The 15,165-nt window shown below is 65.1% G+C and carries 14 protein-coding genes; 7 read left to right on the top strand and 7 right to left on the bottom strand.

Annotated features, from left to right (window positions below; translation table 11 throughout):
• The 7 genes from F3J44_RS27215 to F3J44_RS27180 all read left to right on the top strand — a co-directional run.
• A partial coding sequence (locus F3J44_RS27215) for a thiamine pyrophosphate-dependent enzyme (RefSeq protein WP_240158550.1) occupies positions 1-272 on the top strand: 272 nt, incomplete at its 5' end.
• A gap of 639 nt (positions 273-911) precedes the next feature.
• Positions 912-1,808 (top strand): nitrilase family protein, encoded by an 897-nt coding sequence (locus tag F3J44_RS27210; RefSeq protein ID WP_167277544.1) that lies wholly within the window; start codon positions 912-914, stop codon positions 1,806-1,808.
• A 1,156-nt stretch (positions 1,809-2,964) separates the two neighbouring features.
• The gene (locus tag F3J44_RS27200; protein ID WP_167277543.1) at positions 2,965-3,957 is read left to right on the top strand and encodes an asparaginase; all 993 of its coding nucleotides are present in this window, start codon (positions 2,965-2,967) and stop codon (positions 3,955-3,957) included.
• A gap of 90 nt (positions 3,958-4,047) precedes the next feature.
• Positions 4,048-4,602 (top strand): UPF0149 family protein, encoded by a 555-nt coding sequence (locus F3J44_RS27195; protein ID WP_167277541.1) that lies wholly within the window; start codon positions 4,048-4,050, stop codon positions 4,600-4,602.
• A gap of 120 nt (positions 4,603-4,722) precedes the next feature.
• Positions 4,723-5,346: a glutathione S-transferase family protein gene (locus F3J44_RS27190; protein ID WP_167277539.1), complete on the top strand. Its 624-nt coding sequence runs from the start codon at positions 4,723-4,725 to the stop codon at positions 5,344-5,346.
• A gap of 27 nt (positions 5,347-5,373) precedes the next feature.
• Positions 5,374-7,374: a pyridoxamine 5'-phosphate oxidase family protein gene (locus F3J44_RS27185; RefSeq protein WP_167277538.1), complete on the top strand. Its 2,001-nt coding sequence runs from the start codon at positions 5,374-5,376 to the stop codon at positions 7,372-7,374.
• Between the two features lie 116 nt (positions 7,375-7,490).
• On the top strand, positions 7,491-8,387 hold the full coding sequence (locus tag F3J44_RS27180) for a LysR family transcriptional regulator (RefSeq protein ID WP_167277536.1): 897 nt from the start codon (positions 7,491-7,493) through the stop codon (positions 8,385-8,387).
• On the opposite strand, the gene F3J44_RS27175 is transcribed toward F3J44_RS27180, so the two are convergent.
• The 7 genes from F3J44_RS27175 to F3J44_RS27145 form a co-directional block, all read right to left on the bottom strand.
• Positions 8,375-9,247 carry an aldose 1-epimerase gene (locus F3J44_RS27175; RefSeq protein WP_167277534.1) on the bottom strand — a complete coding sequence of 291 codons (873 nt, stop codon included), beginning with the start codon at positions 9,245-9,247 and terminating at the stop codon, positions 8,375-8,377. The genes F3J44_RS27180 and F3J44_RS27175 overlap by 13 nt on opposite strands.
• Complete coding sequence (locus F3J44_RS27170; protein ID WP_167277533.1) at positions 9,247-10,167, bottom strand: DMT family transporter; 921 nt, start codon at positions 10,165-10,167, stop codon at positions 9,247-9,249. Before F3J44_RS27170 ends, F3J44_RS27175 begins: the two co-directional genes overlap by 1 nt.
• A 120-nt stretch (positions 10,168-10,287) precedes the next feature.
• Positions 10,288-11,568 (bottom strand): TRAP transporter large permease, encoded by a 1,281-nt coding sequence (locus tag F3J44_RS27165; RefSeq protein ID WP_167277531.1) that lies wholly within the window; start codon positions 11,566-11,568, stop codon positions 10,288-10,290.
• Positions 11,569-12,096, bottom strand: coding sequence for a TRAP transporter small permease (locus tag F3J44_RS27160; protein ID WP_167069450.1), 528 nt, complete (start codon positions 12,094-12,096; stop codon positions 11,569-11,571). It lies immediately after the preceding gene.
• A gap of 67 nt (positions 12,097-12,163) precedes the next feature.
• Positions 12,164-13,135 (bottom strand): TRAP transporter substrate-binding protein, encoded by a 972-nt coding sequence (locus F3J44_RS27155; protein WP_167277530.1) that lies wholly within the window; start codon positions 13,133-13,135, stop codon positions 12,164-12,166.
• 75 nt (positions 13,136-13,210) lie between these two features.
• Positions 13,211-14,086, bottom strand: a complete 876-nt coding sequence (locus F3J44_RS27150) for an SMP-30/gluconolactonase/LRE family protein (RefSeq protein ID WP_167277528.1) — start codon at positions 14,084-14,086, stop codon at positions 13,211-13,213.
• 30 nt (positions 14,087-14,116) lie between these two features.
• Positions 14,117-14,923 carry an NAD(P)-dependent oxidoreductase gene (locus tag F3J44_RS27145; protein ID WP_167277526.1) on the bottom strand — a complete coding sequence of 269 codons (807 nt, stop codon included), beginning with the start codon at positions 14,921-14,923 and terminating at the stop codon, positions 14,117-14,119.
• Between the last annotated feature and the right edge of the window lie 242 nt (positions 14,924-15,165).

The raw sequence follows: 15,165 nt of genomic DNA, 5'->3' as shown, positions 1-15,165 counted from the left end.
TGCGTGACGACGGCTACGGCATGATCCGCTGGAAGCAGGCCAACATGGGCTTCACCGATTTCGGCCTGGACTACGGCAACCCGGACTTCGTCAAATACGCCGAAGCCTACGGTGCCAACGGCCACCGCGTGGAAAGCGCCGAAGCCTTCCTGCCGCTGCTGGAACACTGCATCAAGACCCCAGGCGTTCACGTGATCGACTGCCCGGTCGACTACAGCGAGAACGACCGCATCCTCAACAGCGAACTGCGTGAGCGTGCGCTGGCGGTATAAGGCTTAACGGCCATTCGCGGGCAAGCCCGCTCCTACAAGGACCGTGTGCCTCTGTAGGAGCGGGCTTGCCCCGCGAACACCGGCGAAGCCGGTGCCATCCTCCCGCGTTCCCTCCCTATGCGGGCTGCGCTAGCTGCCTGATGGACAGCGATCCAGAGTCAGCATTGGCGAAGCCATTTCGCCCTACATCGACACTCGTAACATCCGCATACAACGGTGGATGACAGACCGCAATTCCTTGGGCTGTGCGAAATTGTACCGTGCGGGTACCTACTACGATGCTGTCAGCTTGATGAAATACAACCGTGATTTCAGCGGCGCTTCGGGGCTCTATCTGGCCGGAGAGTCCTTCTCCGTAGACGCCGGTTGGACAGAGCCCTGCCTTCGCACGGCCATTGATGTGGTCATCAACCTCTGCAGCCACACCTCTGCGCGTTTTCAAGGTGGCTTTGAGCTAGCGCACTACCCGCATTATCAAGTGAGGTAAGTGCAGGTAATCGAAGCGTATTTGTAGGTTGTTTCTTACATCCTGGCTTGCCTTTTCCTTCAATGCCCAGGGGAGCTTCCTGACTGTTGCTCCCCAGGCAACTCCCTTTCTACTGGCGTCCTTCCACAACAACCAAAACCAAGGAAGCCGCCATGCCTGCAGATTGCAACCCGGTAAGCCCCGTGCGTATCGCTGTCATCCAGTACGACCCGCAAGTGGGCCTGAAGCACACCCGTGGCAACCTGAACAAAGGGCTGCTGCTGGCCCAGCGCGCTGTCAGTGAAGGCGCCAACCTGATCGTGCTGCCCGAGTTGGCCAATACCGGATACACCTTCCACACCCGAGCCGAGGCCTATGCCCATGCCGAGCCCTTGGATGGCAGCTCCAGCCTGCAGGCCTGGGAATCGTTTGCTCGGGAGCAGCAGGTGTATCTCGCAGCGGGTTTTGCCGAGCGGGACGGGCTCAAGCTCTATGACAGCGCGGTGCTGTTTGGCCCCGAAGGCCGGCTTGGGCTTTACCGCAAGGCGCATCTGTGGAACCAGGAGAAGCTCTGGTTCACCCCAGGTAATCTGGGTTTCCCCGTGTTCGAAACCCCGATCGGCCGCATCGGCCTGATGATCTGTTGGGATATCTGGTTCCCGGAAGTGCCACGGCTGATGGCCAGCCAAGGGGCCGATATCATCTGCAGCCTGAACAACTGGGTATGGACGCCGCCGCCGCTGTTCGATGCGTCTGGGCGTTGCATGGCGTCGTACCTGACCATGACCGCTGCCCACGTCAACAACCTCTACATAGCCGCCGCCAACCGTATCGGCAGTGAGCGGGGCGGGCGCTTCCTTGGCTGTTCGCTGATTGCCGGCACCCACGGCTGGCCGATCGGCGAGGTTGCGGGTGCCGAGCAAGAGTGCATCGTCTACGCCGATGTCGACCTGAGTACCGCACGCTCAGCGCCGATCTGGAACAACCTGAACGACCTGCCGCGAGATCGTCGAACCGATCTGTACGATGCTGCGCTGGGCTATCGCCTGCATCCCGCGATGCCGCGTTGAGGAGGTTGTATGCAGCAGACACCTCCTCTCGGCCAGCACAAGCCATTGCTGACGATGCTAGTGCTCGTCGCGCTGCTGGCCGCCAGTATCGTGTTCGGCGAATGGCCTGACTATGCAAGGTTGACCGGTTCGCTGGATCAGCCATTGAGCCGGCTTCGCTGGATCGTTGGTGATATCAGCGAAGTGGCCTTCTACAAACACGAACTGCCGGCGTTGGGCATGCTGTTGGGCGCTTGCCTGGCACATTGGGCGCATGTGCAGGGGTATCGCTGGCAGGGTTTTGCCATCTGCTACGGCACTGGCCTGTGGCCCTGGTTGTTTACCAGTTCGCTGCTCGGGCTGCTACTGAGCCATGTGCTTTGGGGCTGGACACTGGCCAGTGGTACCTGGCAACCCACGTTCGTGGCGTTCGTCTCGCTGCCCGCAGCCATGGTGCTGTTGTTCGGTGGTGGTTGGCGGGTCGCCCTCAGCGGTGCATGGCTGGGAGCGGTGTTGGTAACCCCGGCCAGCCTGTGGCTGGTCAACTACCTGTGCTACCCGCTGGGGCTACCGGCGGTGGTGGGCAATGTCACTGGCATGGCGCTGGCAAGTTTGGTGGCCTTTGGACTGTGCAAACGCTTTCCTGTGTTGGTGCGTGACGGTTTGCGCCCCTGCACGGCGCAGCCCGCCAGCGCCAAGGCGGACTATGGCGTGCTGTGGGTCCTGCGTCGGGTGCTTGCCGATTTCAGCGAGGCGCCGTTCTTCGGCAATGAGTGGGCCAGCCTTGGGTTACTGCTTGGTGCGCTGCTCGCCTATGTTTTGGCACCTTCGGCCCCAGCCTACGGGTCACAGCTGTTGCTGCCCATCATCGCGGGCCAGGCGCTGGCTTCGTTGTTCGGCGTGCTGCTGTGGTTACGCCAATGGCGGATACGCGGGTGGTATCCAACCTATATTCCCATCGTGTCGATCATGCCAGCCGCGATACTCACATTGGGTGGCAGTTGGCAGGTGTTGGTTGGCAGCGCTGCGCTTGGCGCACTGTTCGCACCACCGCTGGCAGTGGCGATCAGCCAGCGGTTGCCAGGCTACATGCACGGATACATTGGCAATGTGCTGTCGATGGCCGTGTGCACAGTCGTAATTGTCTCGTTGCTGGGGCTGGTGATGGGGCGAGCGCATGAACGACAAGCACAACTTGCCTCGCCTTTCGCTCGGCTGTTTGGGGGGAACGGTCAGTATGCAGGCGGGCTTGCCTGGCCAGGGTGTGACGCCGCAGCTCGAAGGCAACGCGCTACTTGCCGGCGTGCCACAGCTCGGTACGCTTGCGCGTATCACCACCACCAGCCTGGGCCTGTTACCCAGTGCATCGCTTACCTTCCAGATCATGCTCGATGTGCTGAACTGGGCTCGGGGCGAGGTCGAGCGCGGCGCGCAAGCGGTGGTGCTGACCCAGGGCACGGATACGCTTGAAGAATCGGCTTATTTTCTCGACCTGCTTTGGCCTTTCGATGCACCGTTGGTGATGACCGGGGCCATGCGCGCGGCCAGCCAGCCCGGCCATGACGGGCCGGCCAACCTGCTCGCGGCAGTCCAGGTGGCCCTGACGGCTGAAAGCCACGGGCGTGGTGTGCTGGTGGTGCTCAACGACCAGGTTCATCTGGCCAGCCATGTCCGCAAGACGGCCAGCTTGGCCATGGCTGCTTTTGAATCGCCCGGTTGGGGCCCGGAAGGGGGCGTGGTAGAGGGGCGGGCGATGTATCGGCGTCCTCCATTACTGCGCAAGGTGTTGCCGCCGCCGCGCCGCTGCGGGCACCGTGTCGCGTTGCTCGAAGCGTGCCTGGATGCCGACGGCGCCTTGCTCCAGGCCATCCCGACGCTGGGTTACCAGGGGCTGGTGGTCAGTGGCTTTGGTGCAGGCCATGTGTCCGCCGCCTGGGCCCAGGCAATGGCGAGTATTGCCCTGGACATCCCTGTGATCGTGGCCACCCGCACCGGCAGCGGGCCGACCGCAAGTGCTAGCTATGGCTTTGCAGGTGCAGAAATCGACTTACAGAGAAAGGGCATGCACATGGCCGGCAGCCTGTGCCCACGCAAGTGCCGCCTGTTGCTGTGGTTGTTGATCGGCTTGGGCAACGAGGAGGCGCTGCCAAGCTGGCTGGCTGCACGCTAAGGAAATTGCCCGCCGAAGCGTGGCGGCGGGCTTGCTTCGAGCCGTCCTGTGCTAGGGTGCACACATCTTTGCTTTCCAGGATTTTTACCCATGCTCCCCGCGCTCAGCGAAAAAGAACTCGACCGTCTCGAAGACCTGCTGATCACCTACGGCAACGACTATTCGGTGCTCAACCTGGCCGAGCTGAACGGCTTTTTCACCGCCCTGGCCAGCTCGCCGGTGGAGGTACTGCCGGAGCAGTGGTTGCCCACCGTCGCTGGCGGCAAGGTGCCCAAGTTCAAGAAGCCCGCCCATGAAGAGGCCTACACCGCCCTGATGCTGCGCTATGCCTACCAGGTCGCCGAGCAACTGGCCGATGACCTCGACGGCTTCGAGCCGCTGTTCGAGGAAAGCGAGGCCGAGGAGGGCCCGGCGATCATCATGGAAGAATGGTGCTTTGGCTACATGCGCGGCACCCAGGTGGCGGGCTGGGAAGCACTGCCGCCGGAGCAGGACCAACTGCTCAAGGCCATCTCGCTGCATGGCCTGGAAGATAACTTCGAAGTGCTCGATGCCATGAGCTTCGATGAACTGCAGGCCTGCGTGCCCCATGTGATTGAAGCCGCCCGCGGCCTGTACCGCTACCAGAAGCAGCAGCGCCACTGACACGCATTATTTCGCCAGGCGAAATTATGGTTTCCCCGCTGCGCTGATTCTGCTTGCCGCCGAATCGGCGCAGCATGGGCTCCACCCGATACCACCCCGGTGTCACCCTGGAGCCCAGCCATGATCAAGTTCTACAACTTCCCCAAGTCCGGCCACGCCCACCGCATCGAGCTGATGCTGTCGCTGCTTGGGCTGCCCGCCGAGCAGGTGTTCGTCGACCTTGCCAAGGGTGCGCACAAGCAACCCGAATTCCTCGCCCTCAACCCCTTCGGCCAGGTGCCGGTGATCGATGACAACGGCACCGTGATCGCCGACTCCAACGCCATCCTCGTCTACCTCGCCAGTACCTACGACCCCTCCGGCCAGTGGCTGCCCCACGACCCCGTGGCGGCTGCCCGCGTGCAGCGCTGGCTGTCGGTGGCCGCCGGCCCGCTGGCGTTCGGCCCCGCGGCCGCGCGCCTGGTAACCGTGTTCGGGGCCGCATTCAATTCCGATGAAGTGATTGGCCGCGCCCACACCCTGCTCAAGGTGATCGACAGCGAATTGGCCAAGGCCGCGTTCCTGGTCGGCAGCCAACCGACCATCGCCGATGTCGCCAACTACTCGTACATCGCCCACGCACCCGAGGGCAATGTTTCGCTGGAGCCCTACCCGAACGTGCGCGCCTGGCTTGCGCGGATCGAGGCGCTGCCCGGTTTCGTCGCCATGCCACGCACGGCCGTAGGCCTGCAAGCCAGCGCCTGAGGCGCCTGCAACCGGAGGACTGCCGCCATGCAAACATTGCCTTCACCCTGGCACGCCGGGGAAAAAACCCTGCAAGAAAAGGTCGGTGTGTCGGAACGCATGGAGGTGTTCGGGCCTAAGGTGATTCGTGACCACATGCCCGACCAGCATCGGCAGTTCTACCAGCAGTTGCCGTTCATTGTGGCGGGCGCGGTGGATGCGCAGGGCAAACCCTGGGCGACCCTGCTCGAAGGCGCGCCAGGTTTCGTCAGCTCACCGGACCCTCGGCAACTGCTGATCGACACCCGGCTTGCCGGCGACGACCCGGCAACCCCGGGCCTTGCCGCCGGGCAGGCCATCGGCCTGCTCGGCATCGAACTGCACACACGCCGGCGCAACCGCATGAACGGGCGTATTCACATGGCCCGTAGCGGCCAGTTGGCGGTCACGGTGGAACAGTCCTTCGGCAACTGCCCGCAGTACATCCAGCTGCGTGACTACCGCCGGGTCGATGCCCCAGCGCAGGGGCGCATCGATGCCCAGGCGCTGGATGAAGGCACCGCCCAGATGATCGCCCAGGCCGACACCTTCTTCGTTGCCAGCTACATCGAGCACGCCGATGGCCAGCGGGCAGTGGACGTTTCCCACCGGGGTGGCCGGCCCGGCTTCGTGCGGGTCGAAGGCAACCGCCTGACCATCCCCGACTACGCGGGCAACCTGCATTTCAACACCCTGGGCAACCTGCTGGAGAACCCAGTGGCCGGGCTGCTGTTCGTCGACTTCAGCAACGGCAACCTGTTGCAAGTGAGCGGGCGTGCCGAGGTTATCCTCGACAGCCCGCTGATCCAGGCCTTCGAGGGCGCCGAGCGCTTGTGGACGCTGGACATCGAGCAGGTGGTGCTGCGCCGGGCGGCGGTGTCGTTGCGTTGGGCCTTCAACGAATACGCCCCCACCAGCCTTGCCACCGGCACTTGGGCCGAAGCGCAGCAGCGCCTGCAGCAGCGCGAGCGGCAGCGCCAGTGGCAGGGTTGGCAGGTGCAGCGGGTGGAGCAGGAAAGCCGCGATATCCGCTCGTTCTACCTGGCCCCGCCAGCGCCGGTGAGCTTTGCGCCGGGGCAGCACATACCGGTGCGGATTCCGCAGGGCGACCAAGCGCCGTTGATTCGTACCTACAGCCTGTCCTGTGCGCCTTCGGATGGCTACCTGCGTATCAGCGTCAAGGCCCAGGGCCCGGCGTCGCGCTACCTGCACGAGCAGGTGAAGGTGGGCGATGTGCTCGACGTACGCGTGCCCATGGGCAGCTTCACCCTCGACCCGCAAAGCTGCCGGCCCCTGGTGCTGATTGGTGCAGGGGTGGGCATCACACCGCTGATCGCCATGCTGCGCGAACAACTGGCCCTGGCGCGGGGGCGGCGTATTCACCTGTTCCACGGGGCGCGCAGCCTGGCAGACCTGCCGTTCCAGCACGAACTGGAGTCGCTGCGTGGGCAGGCCGGTGGCCTGTTGAGCCTGCACCGCTCGCTGAGCCAGCCTGAGGCCGATGCCGTGTTGGGCCGCGACTACGAGCAGGCCGGGCGCCTGGGTATCGCGCAGGTCAAGGCGGTGCTGGCGCTGGATGACTACGACTTCTACCTGTGTGGCCCGGCCAGCTTCACCCAGGACCTTTACCAAGGCTTGCGTGGGGTGCATGTGCCAGATGCACGGATTCACGCAGAAGCCTTCGGCCCCTCGACCCTCAGGCGCCATGGCGATGACCACCAGCCGACGCTGCAACAGCCGCCAGCGGCGAGTGAGCCGGTGCCGGTGTATTTCGCCAGTTCCGCCAAGGAGGCGCGCTGGGCGCCGGGCGGCGGAACCTTGCTGGAGCTGGCCGAGGCCCGTGGGCTGGCGCCGGAGTTCAGCTGCCGGGGCGGGTCGTGTGGGACGTGCAAGACCAAGGTGGTGAGCGGGGCGGTGCATTATCCCAACCCGCCAGCCGAGATGCCCGAGGCGGGGACGGCGTTGATCTGCTGTGCGGTGCCGGCGCAGGCGTTGGTGCTGGCGTTGTGAGGTTGCCTGTGCCGGCCCTTTCGCGGATGTAGGAGCGGGCTTGCCCCGCGAAAGGGCCGGCACAGGCACAGCAAATATCCGATAATCCCCCCACCCCTCAAGGCCCAGGACCCCGCATGGACCAGATCCACCTGATGAAGGTGTTCGTCGCCGTCGGCGAGCTGGAAAGCTTCGCCGCCGCCGCACGCCACCTGGACATCTCGCCCGCCGCCGTTACCCGCGCCGTCAGCGCCCTGGAAGAGCAGCTGGGGGTCAAGCTGCTGCTGCGCACCACCCGCAGCGTGCGCCTGACCGAGGCCGGTGGCCGCTACCTGGAAGACACCCGCCTGATCCTTGCCAGCATCCACGAGGCCAACGAAGCCGCCGCCGGCATCAACGCCACGCCCAAGGGCGAGCTGGCAGTCACCGCGCCGATCCTGTTCGGCAGGAAATTCGTCATGCCCTGCATCGTGCGCTACCTGCAGCAATACCCCGAGGTGGACGTGTCGGCCTACTTCCTCGACCGTATCGTCAACCTGGTCGAGGAGGGCATGGACGTTGCCGTGCGCATCGGCCCGTTGCCCGACTCCGGGCTCAAGGCCCTGCGCGTAGGCCGGGTGCGGCGCATGCTGTGCGCATCCCCCGATTACCTGGCGTGCCATGGCGTGCCACAGCACCCCTCGGACCTGCACAGCCACGCGGTGATCGCCACCACCAACCTGTCGCCACGGGCCGGCTGGCGCTTTGGCGTCACCGATGAGCCGACCCTGGTGCGCATGAAGCCGCGCCTGACGGTGACCAGCAACGACGGTGCCATCGCCGCCGCCGTGGGTGGGTTGGGGATCGCCCGCCTGCTGTCGTACCAGGTGGTGGAGGAGATCGCCAACGGCCAGTTGCAGGTGCTTCTGGCCGACTACGAAGAAGCGCCGTGGCCGATCCATGTGATGCACCGGGAAAGCAAGTACGGCTCGGCCAAAGTGCGCTCATTCGTCGACATGCTGGCCCAGCAGTTGCGTGGCCATCAGCTGGACTGATCGGGCTGGTAGTGCAGGCGCAAGCCCAGGCTCAGGGCCTGGCCTTGCTCCAGCAGCTTCAGCCCAGGCCGCCCGGGCAGGTGGTGGGCGTTGATCGGGTGGCTGACCGGCTCGAAGCAGAAGAACGGCTGGCCGGCGGGGCAGAACAGCAGGAAGTGCCCGGCGCCCGTGGCGCGACAGGCCAGGCGGTAGCCCGGTTGCGCGATCATGCATTCTCCAGCCCAGCCGCTGAACGCATGGTCGACGGTGTCATCGGGCAGCGCCAGCAGGCGTGCAAAATTCCACTGCGCGGGGATCGGCGCCTGGCGCGTCGGCAGTTGGCCTTGCTCGGCCAACCACACGCTGTGCGCCGGGGCGTGCAGCCGGGTTTCGCGGTGACGGGGAAAATACGGGTGCAGGCCCAGGCCATGCCACATCGGCCGGGCATCGCGGTGGGTCACGTGCAGGTCGAGGTTCAGGCAACCCGCCAGCAAGTGCACATCGAGGGTGGCCTGGTAGGCGAACGGCACCTGGCTGTCCAGCGTCAGCCGCGCCCGCCGTTCGCTGTGGTGCGCCACCTGCCAGGCCTGCTGCCAGGCGCTGCCATGGATGGGGTAGGGGTCGTGCTCGGTGTTCGGTGCCAGGGCCAGCCAGCCGTCGGGGTTGGCGAAACCGCCGTCGCCGATGCGGTTGGACCACGGGGCCAGCGGGTAGCCGCCCAGGCGCCTTGGGCTGGCGCTGGCCAACGCGGTGGGGTCGGCAGGGCGCAGCAGGGCCTGGCCGGTGGCCTTGGCCTGCCAGTTGACCAGGCTGGCGCCAAGGCTGGGGGCGAGGGTCAGCCGGGTCAGGTGGTCTTGCAGGTGCAGCAGGGGCACGCTCATCAGGGCCTCCGGTAGGTCAACAGGACGATGCCGCACACCACCACGGCGCCGCCCAGCAGCTGCAGGGTGTTCAATTGTTGTTCCAGCAAGGCCCAGCCCAGCACCAGTGTGGCGATCGGTTCGACGTTCATCACCGGCGCGTTCTGCGCCATGTTCAGCCGCGGCACGCAGACGAACAGCAGGCTGAAGGCAATGCCGTACAGCACCACCAGGCTGGCCAGGGCCAGCCAGCCACTGCTGCTGCCCGGCAGCGACAGGCCAGACGGCATCACCCCGCTGACACCTGCCAGCAACATGCTGCTGAACACGATCAACAAGGTCAGCAGGCTGCGCACCGGGCCGCGCACACTGGCCAGCTTGTGGTCGGTGATCCACAGCGCGCAGGCGAACACGCAGGCGGCGCCGAAGGCCAGGCCTACGCCGCTGGCCCACTGCGGGTTGGCGCCGTGGCTGGCGCCGAGGTGGCCCGGCACGTCCAGCGCCAGCACCAGGCCGCTGAGAATCAGCCCCATGAACAGCACCGTGCGCCCGCTGGGCCGGGCGCCGCCCAAGGCCCAGGTCAGCAGCGCCAGCAGCATCGGGAAGGTGTTGCCCACCAGCAGCGCCAGGGCCACCGGAATGCGCGCCACCGCTGAATACAGGCACAGGCTCTGGGTGGCGATCAACAGGCCCAGCAGCAGTTGCCAGCGGCGGGTGCCGCTCGGCAAGCCCAGGGGCTGGCGCTGCCACAGCAACAGGCTGGCCAGCACCAGGAAAGTGATGCCCGAACGGCAGAGAATGGCCAGCAGCACGCCGGTGTTGTCGTCGAAGGCGATGCGTGCGGCGATGTGGTTGCCGGCGAACGCGCAGGCCAGCAGGGCCAACAGGGCGACTGCGAGTTTGCGTGGGAAGAGGGTTGCGGTAGAGGACGAAACAGCCATGTGCAGGATCCGTTTGCATTGAGAGCCTGGGGCTGCTTTGCAGCCCATCGCAGGCAAGCCAGCTCCTACAGGTGGGGGCTGGTTGAGCTGCGATGGGGTGCAAAGCAGCCCCCATTGCGATTACAAGACCACGCTAGGCAGCCACAACGAAATGGCCGGAATGTAGGTCACTGCCATCAGCACCAGGAACAACGCCAGGTAGAACGGCAACAGCGCCTTCACCGTGGCCTCGATGCTCACCTTGCCGATTGCCGAGCCCACGAACAGCACCGCGCCCACCGGTGGGGTAATCAGCCCTATCCCCAGGTTCACCAGCATGATCATGCCGAAGTGCACCGGGTCCACGCCGATGCCGCTGATGACCGGCAGCAGAATCGGAGTCAGAATCAGGATCAACGGCGCCATGTCCATCACCGTGCCCAGCAGCAGGAGCATGAAGTTGATGCACATCAGGATCACGTAGCGGTTGTCCGACAGGGTCAGGAACGCCGTGGTGATCTTCGACGGAATCTGCATCAGGGTCATCACGTAGCCGAAGCTCGCGGCGAAGCCGATCAGGATCATCACGATCGAGATGGTGCGCACCGTGCGGTGCATCAGCTTGGGCAGGTCGCGCCACTTGTAGTCGCGGTAGATGAACATGGTCACGAAGAACGACCACACCACCGCCACCGCCGCCGACTCGGTGGCGGTGAACACCCCCGACAGAATGCCGCCCAGGATGATCACCATGGCCATCAGGCCCCACAGTGCCTCGCCGGCGATTTTCAGCGCCTGGCGCAGTGGAATCACCTCGCCCTTGGGGTAGTCGCGCTTCCTGGCGAAGATCAGGCACAGGCCCATCATCACCGCGCTCAGCAGCAGCCCCGGCATGACCCCGGCCATGAACAGCGAGGCGATCGACACCGTGCCCCCGGCCGCCAGCGAGTACAGCACCGAGTTGTGGCTGGGTGGGGTCAGCAGCGCCTGCACCGAGCCACTGACGGTGACGGCGGTGGAGAATTCGCGCGGGTAGCCCTTGCGTTCCATTTCCGGAATCAGCACCGAGCCCACCGAGGCCGTGTCGGCCACCGACGAGCCGGAGATGGCGCCGAAGAAGGTCGAGGCCATGATGTTGACCAGCGACAGCCCGCCACGCACGAAGCCCACCAGCACCCCGGCAAAGGCCACCAGGCGCCGCGACATGCCGCCCTCGGCCATGATCGCCCCGGCCAGCACGAAGAACGGAATGGCCAGCAGCGAGAACTTGTTAACCCCACTGGCCACCTGGATCATCATCGCCTGCAGCGGGATGTCGATGTACCAGGCGCCGATCAGCGCCGACAGGCCCAGGGCGTAGGCCACCGGCATGCCCAGCAGAATCAGGGCGATGAAACTGCCCAACAGAATGAACGCATCCATTTACGCCACCCCCTCGCTTTCTTCCACCAGGTCGAAACGCACCACCCTGCGCTGGCTCTGGTCGCCCAGCAGGAGTTTTTCCAGCACGAAGATCAGCGTCAGCACACCGCCCACCGGGATGGGCGCATAGCTCATGCCCACCCGCACGCTGGGCAGCGAGGCCATGTACTGGTTCCAGGTGGTGACGCACAGCTTGTAGCCGTACCAGGTCATGAACACGCACACCGCCACCATCAGCAGTTGCGTCAGCACATTCACCAGGCGGCGGGTGCCCTCGGGCAGGCGGTCGGTGATCATCGCCACCGCCATGTGCGCCCCGGCGCGGTAGCTGGCGGCGGCGCCGATGAAGGTGAACAGCACCATCAGCAGGATCGCCACCGGCTCCGGCCAACTGGAACCGGTGCCGAGCACGTAGCGGGCGAAGATGCCCCAGGGGATGATCAGCGACATGGTCAGGATCGACAGGCCGGCCACCCAGATACAGGCGCGGTACAGCGTGTCGTTGACGCGCAGGAAGAGCATTTTCATAGGCATCACCAAAGCGGCAGGGTGGCGTGGCCACGCTGCCGAGGTCATCTTGGAAAAGGGGCCGGGGTTACTCGACCGCGTCGATACGCTTCATCAGGTCGGCGTACTGCGCGCCGTACTTCTCGCGTACCGAGGCGGTGGCCTCGAAGAACGGCTTGGTGTCGACGGTGATGAACTCGACACCGGCGGCCTTGAGTTTCTCTTCGCTGGCGGCGGACTTGGCATCCCACAGTGCGCGTTCTTCCATCTGCGCCTCGCGGGCGACCTTTTTCACCAGTGCCTGCTGGTCGGGGCTGAGCTTGTTCCAGGTGGTCTTGGACATCACCACAGGCTCGGGCAGGATCAGGTGGTGGGTGAGGGTGAAATACTTGGCGCTCTGGTAGTGGTTGTGTTCGAGCAGGGTGGGCGGGTTGTTCTCGGCGCCGTCGATGACCCCGGTTTGCAAGGCGCTGAAAATCTCGCCGGTGTCCATGGCGATGCCGTTGCCGCCCATGGCGTTCATCATGTCGATGAACAGCGGGTTGCCCTGCACGCGGATCTTCATGCCCTTGAGGTCTTCCAGGCTGCGCACCGGCTTTTTGGTGTAGAGGCTGCGTGAGCCGCCATCCATCCAGGCCAGGGCCACCAGGTTGAATTCGGAGTGGGTGATCTTGTCGAGGATTTCCTGGCCAATGTCACCGTCGATGATCTTGCGCATGTGGGCATGGTCGCGGAACACGAACGGCATGTTGAACACGTTCACGTCTGGCACCACCGGCCCGACGATGCCCAGGCTCACCCGGGTCATCTGCACGGCGCCGATCTGCGCCTGTTCGATCACTTCCTTTTCCGAGCCCAGTACGCCGCCGGCGAACATCTTGAAGGTGATGTCGCCATTGCTGGCCTGTTCGAGCTTCTTGCCCATGTTTTGTTCGGCGACCACAGTCGGGTAGCCGGCGGGGTGAATCTCGGCGAACTTGATGTCCAGCGCCGAGGCTGGCGCAGACAGGCTGAAAGCGAAGGGGAGTACGGCAAGAAGCAGCTTGCGTTTGAAGGTCATGGTGAAACTCCGTGTTTTTTATTATCCGGTTTCGCGCGTAAGTGTTGGGTGCCGCGGTACTGCGCAGGGTTGCCTTCAGCCCCGCCAGGCAGGTTCCTCCAGGCCTTGGACGCCGGGGTGCAGGGCGAACACACCGCCAGCCAGGGGCTGGTCGCTGAGGTCGATGCCGGCGGGGCGGATCGAGGTGACGAACAGGGTGTCGAGGCTGGCGCCACCGAAGGCGCACATCGCCGGCTTCTTCACCGGCACGCTGAGCGAGCGGTCCAGGCGGCCGTCCGGGGTGAAGCGGTGGACCTGGCCTGCGTCATTGCCGCAGATCCAGTAGCAGCCGTCTGCGTCGACGGCGGCGCCGTCCGGGCGGCCGGGGTAGGCGCGCAGGTCGACGAACAGCTGCTGGTTGTGCGGCGTGCCGCTGTCGGTGTCGTAGTCGAAGGCCCAGATTTTCTGCACGTTGGGGTGCGAGTCGGACAGGTACATGCGCCGCCCGTCAGGGCTGAAGGCCAGGCCGTTGGGAACGATCATGCCTTGGAGTTGCTGGTGCAGGGCACCTTCGCCATCCACCCGGTACAGGGCGCCAACATGGGCGCCTTGCTGCATGTCCATGAGCATGGTGCCCGCCCAGAACCTGCCCTGGCGGTCGCAGCGCCCGTCGTTGAAGCGCATGCCCGGTTGGGCGTGTTCCACGCTGCACAGCAGGCGGCTGTCGAGGCGGCCATCGGCCTTGGGCTGCAGCGTGAAAACGCCGCTTTGCATACCCGCCACCCAGCCCTCGGCGCTGCGGGCGATGCAGGCGAGCATTTCCTCGCCCTGCCATACCTGATGGGCGCCGTCTTGCCAGCGGTGCAGCTGGCGGGCCGGGATATCGACCCAGTACAGGGCGTGTTCGGTGGGGTGCCACACCGGGCTTTCGCCGGTGCCGTTGCGGGCGTCGACGATCAGTTCGCAGTGCATGTTGGAGCCTCCTGGCAAAAAGGTGTGGCGTCAGGCAAAGGGGCCGGCGGCGACGAAGGCCCCGCCCTGGTAGCGCATGCTCGGGTCATCGGCGGCGGGGGGCGGGTTGGCTTCCACCTCGGCGCGGAATACCTCGGAGCTGTCCTTGGGCTGGTAGCCCAGGTGCGCGGCATGGCGGTTGTCCCACCACACCGTGCGGTTGTTGGAGGCGCCGTAGACCACGGTGTGGCCGACATTGGCGGTGAACAGGCCACGTTCGATCAGCTGGGTGAGGTCGTCGTAGCTCAGCCAGGTGCAGAGCATGCGTGGGTTCTGCGGCGCGGGGAAGGATGAGCCTATGCGGATGCTGACGGTTTCGATGCCGTAGCGGTCGAAGTAGAAGCTGGCGACATCCTCGCCGTAGCATTTGGACAGGCCGTAGTAGCTGTCGGGCCGGCGCTGGGCGTGGGCGTCGATGCGTTGGTCCTGGCCGTAGAAGCCGATCACGTGGTTGGAGCTGGCGAAGATGATGCGCTTGACCCCATGCTGGCGCGCGGCTTCATAGATGTGGAACACGCCGCAGATGTTGGGGCCGAGGATGTCCTCGAACGCATGCTCGGTCGACACGCCGCCGAAGTGCACGATGGCATCGACGCCGGCGACCAGGGCGTGGATCGCGGCCTTGTCGGCCAGGTCGCAAGGGACGACTTCTTCATGGGGCCCGCTGGCCGGGGCCATGGGCGCGATATCGGACAGGCGCAGCACCTCGGCGCAACCGCTGAGGCGTTGGCGAAGCACTTGGCCCAGGCCGCCTGCGGCTCCGGTGAGCAGCAGGCGCTTGAAGGGGGTTGTGGTCATGGCGGCTCTACTTGTTGTTAATTGTTGTAAGTTGTCGTATGACTGGCTTGATTATCGGCAGCGGTTTCGGCGCTTGTCAATGCTGCGTGTGTGGCTTTTGCATCACTGCCTGCCCACCTTGTAGGAGCGGCGGTGCGGCGACCCGACTTGCCCCGCGAACACCGGCGCAGCCGGTGCCATCCACGGCATTGCCTGCTTCGCGGGGCAAGCCCGCTCCTACAGGGGGTAATGCAGCCTCCAGC

The sequence above is a fragment of the Pantoea sp. Tr-811 genome (assembly GCF_011752535.1).
Classification (GTDB): Bacteria; Pseudomonadota; Gammaproteobacteria; order Pseudomonadales; family Pseudomonadaceae; genus Aquipseudomonas.
Note: the sequence above shows the minus strand (reverse complement) of the source record. Positions and strands in the feature narration are given on the sequence as shown.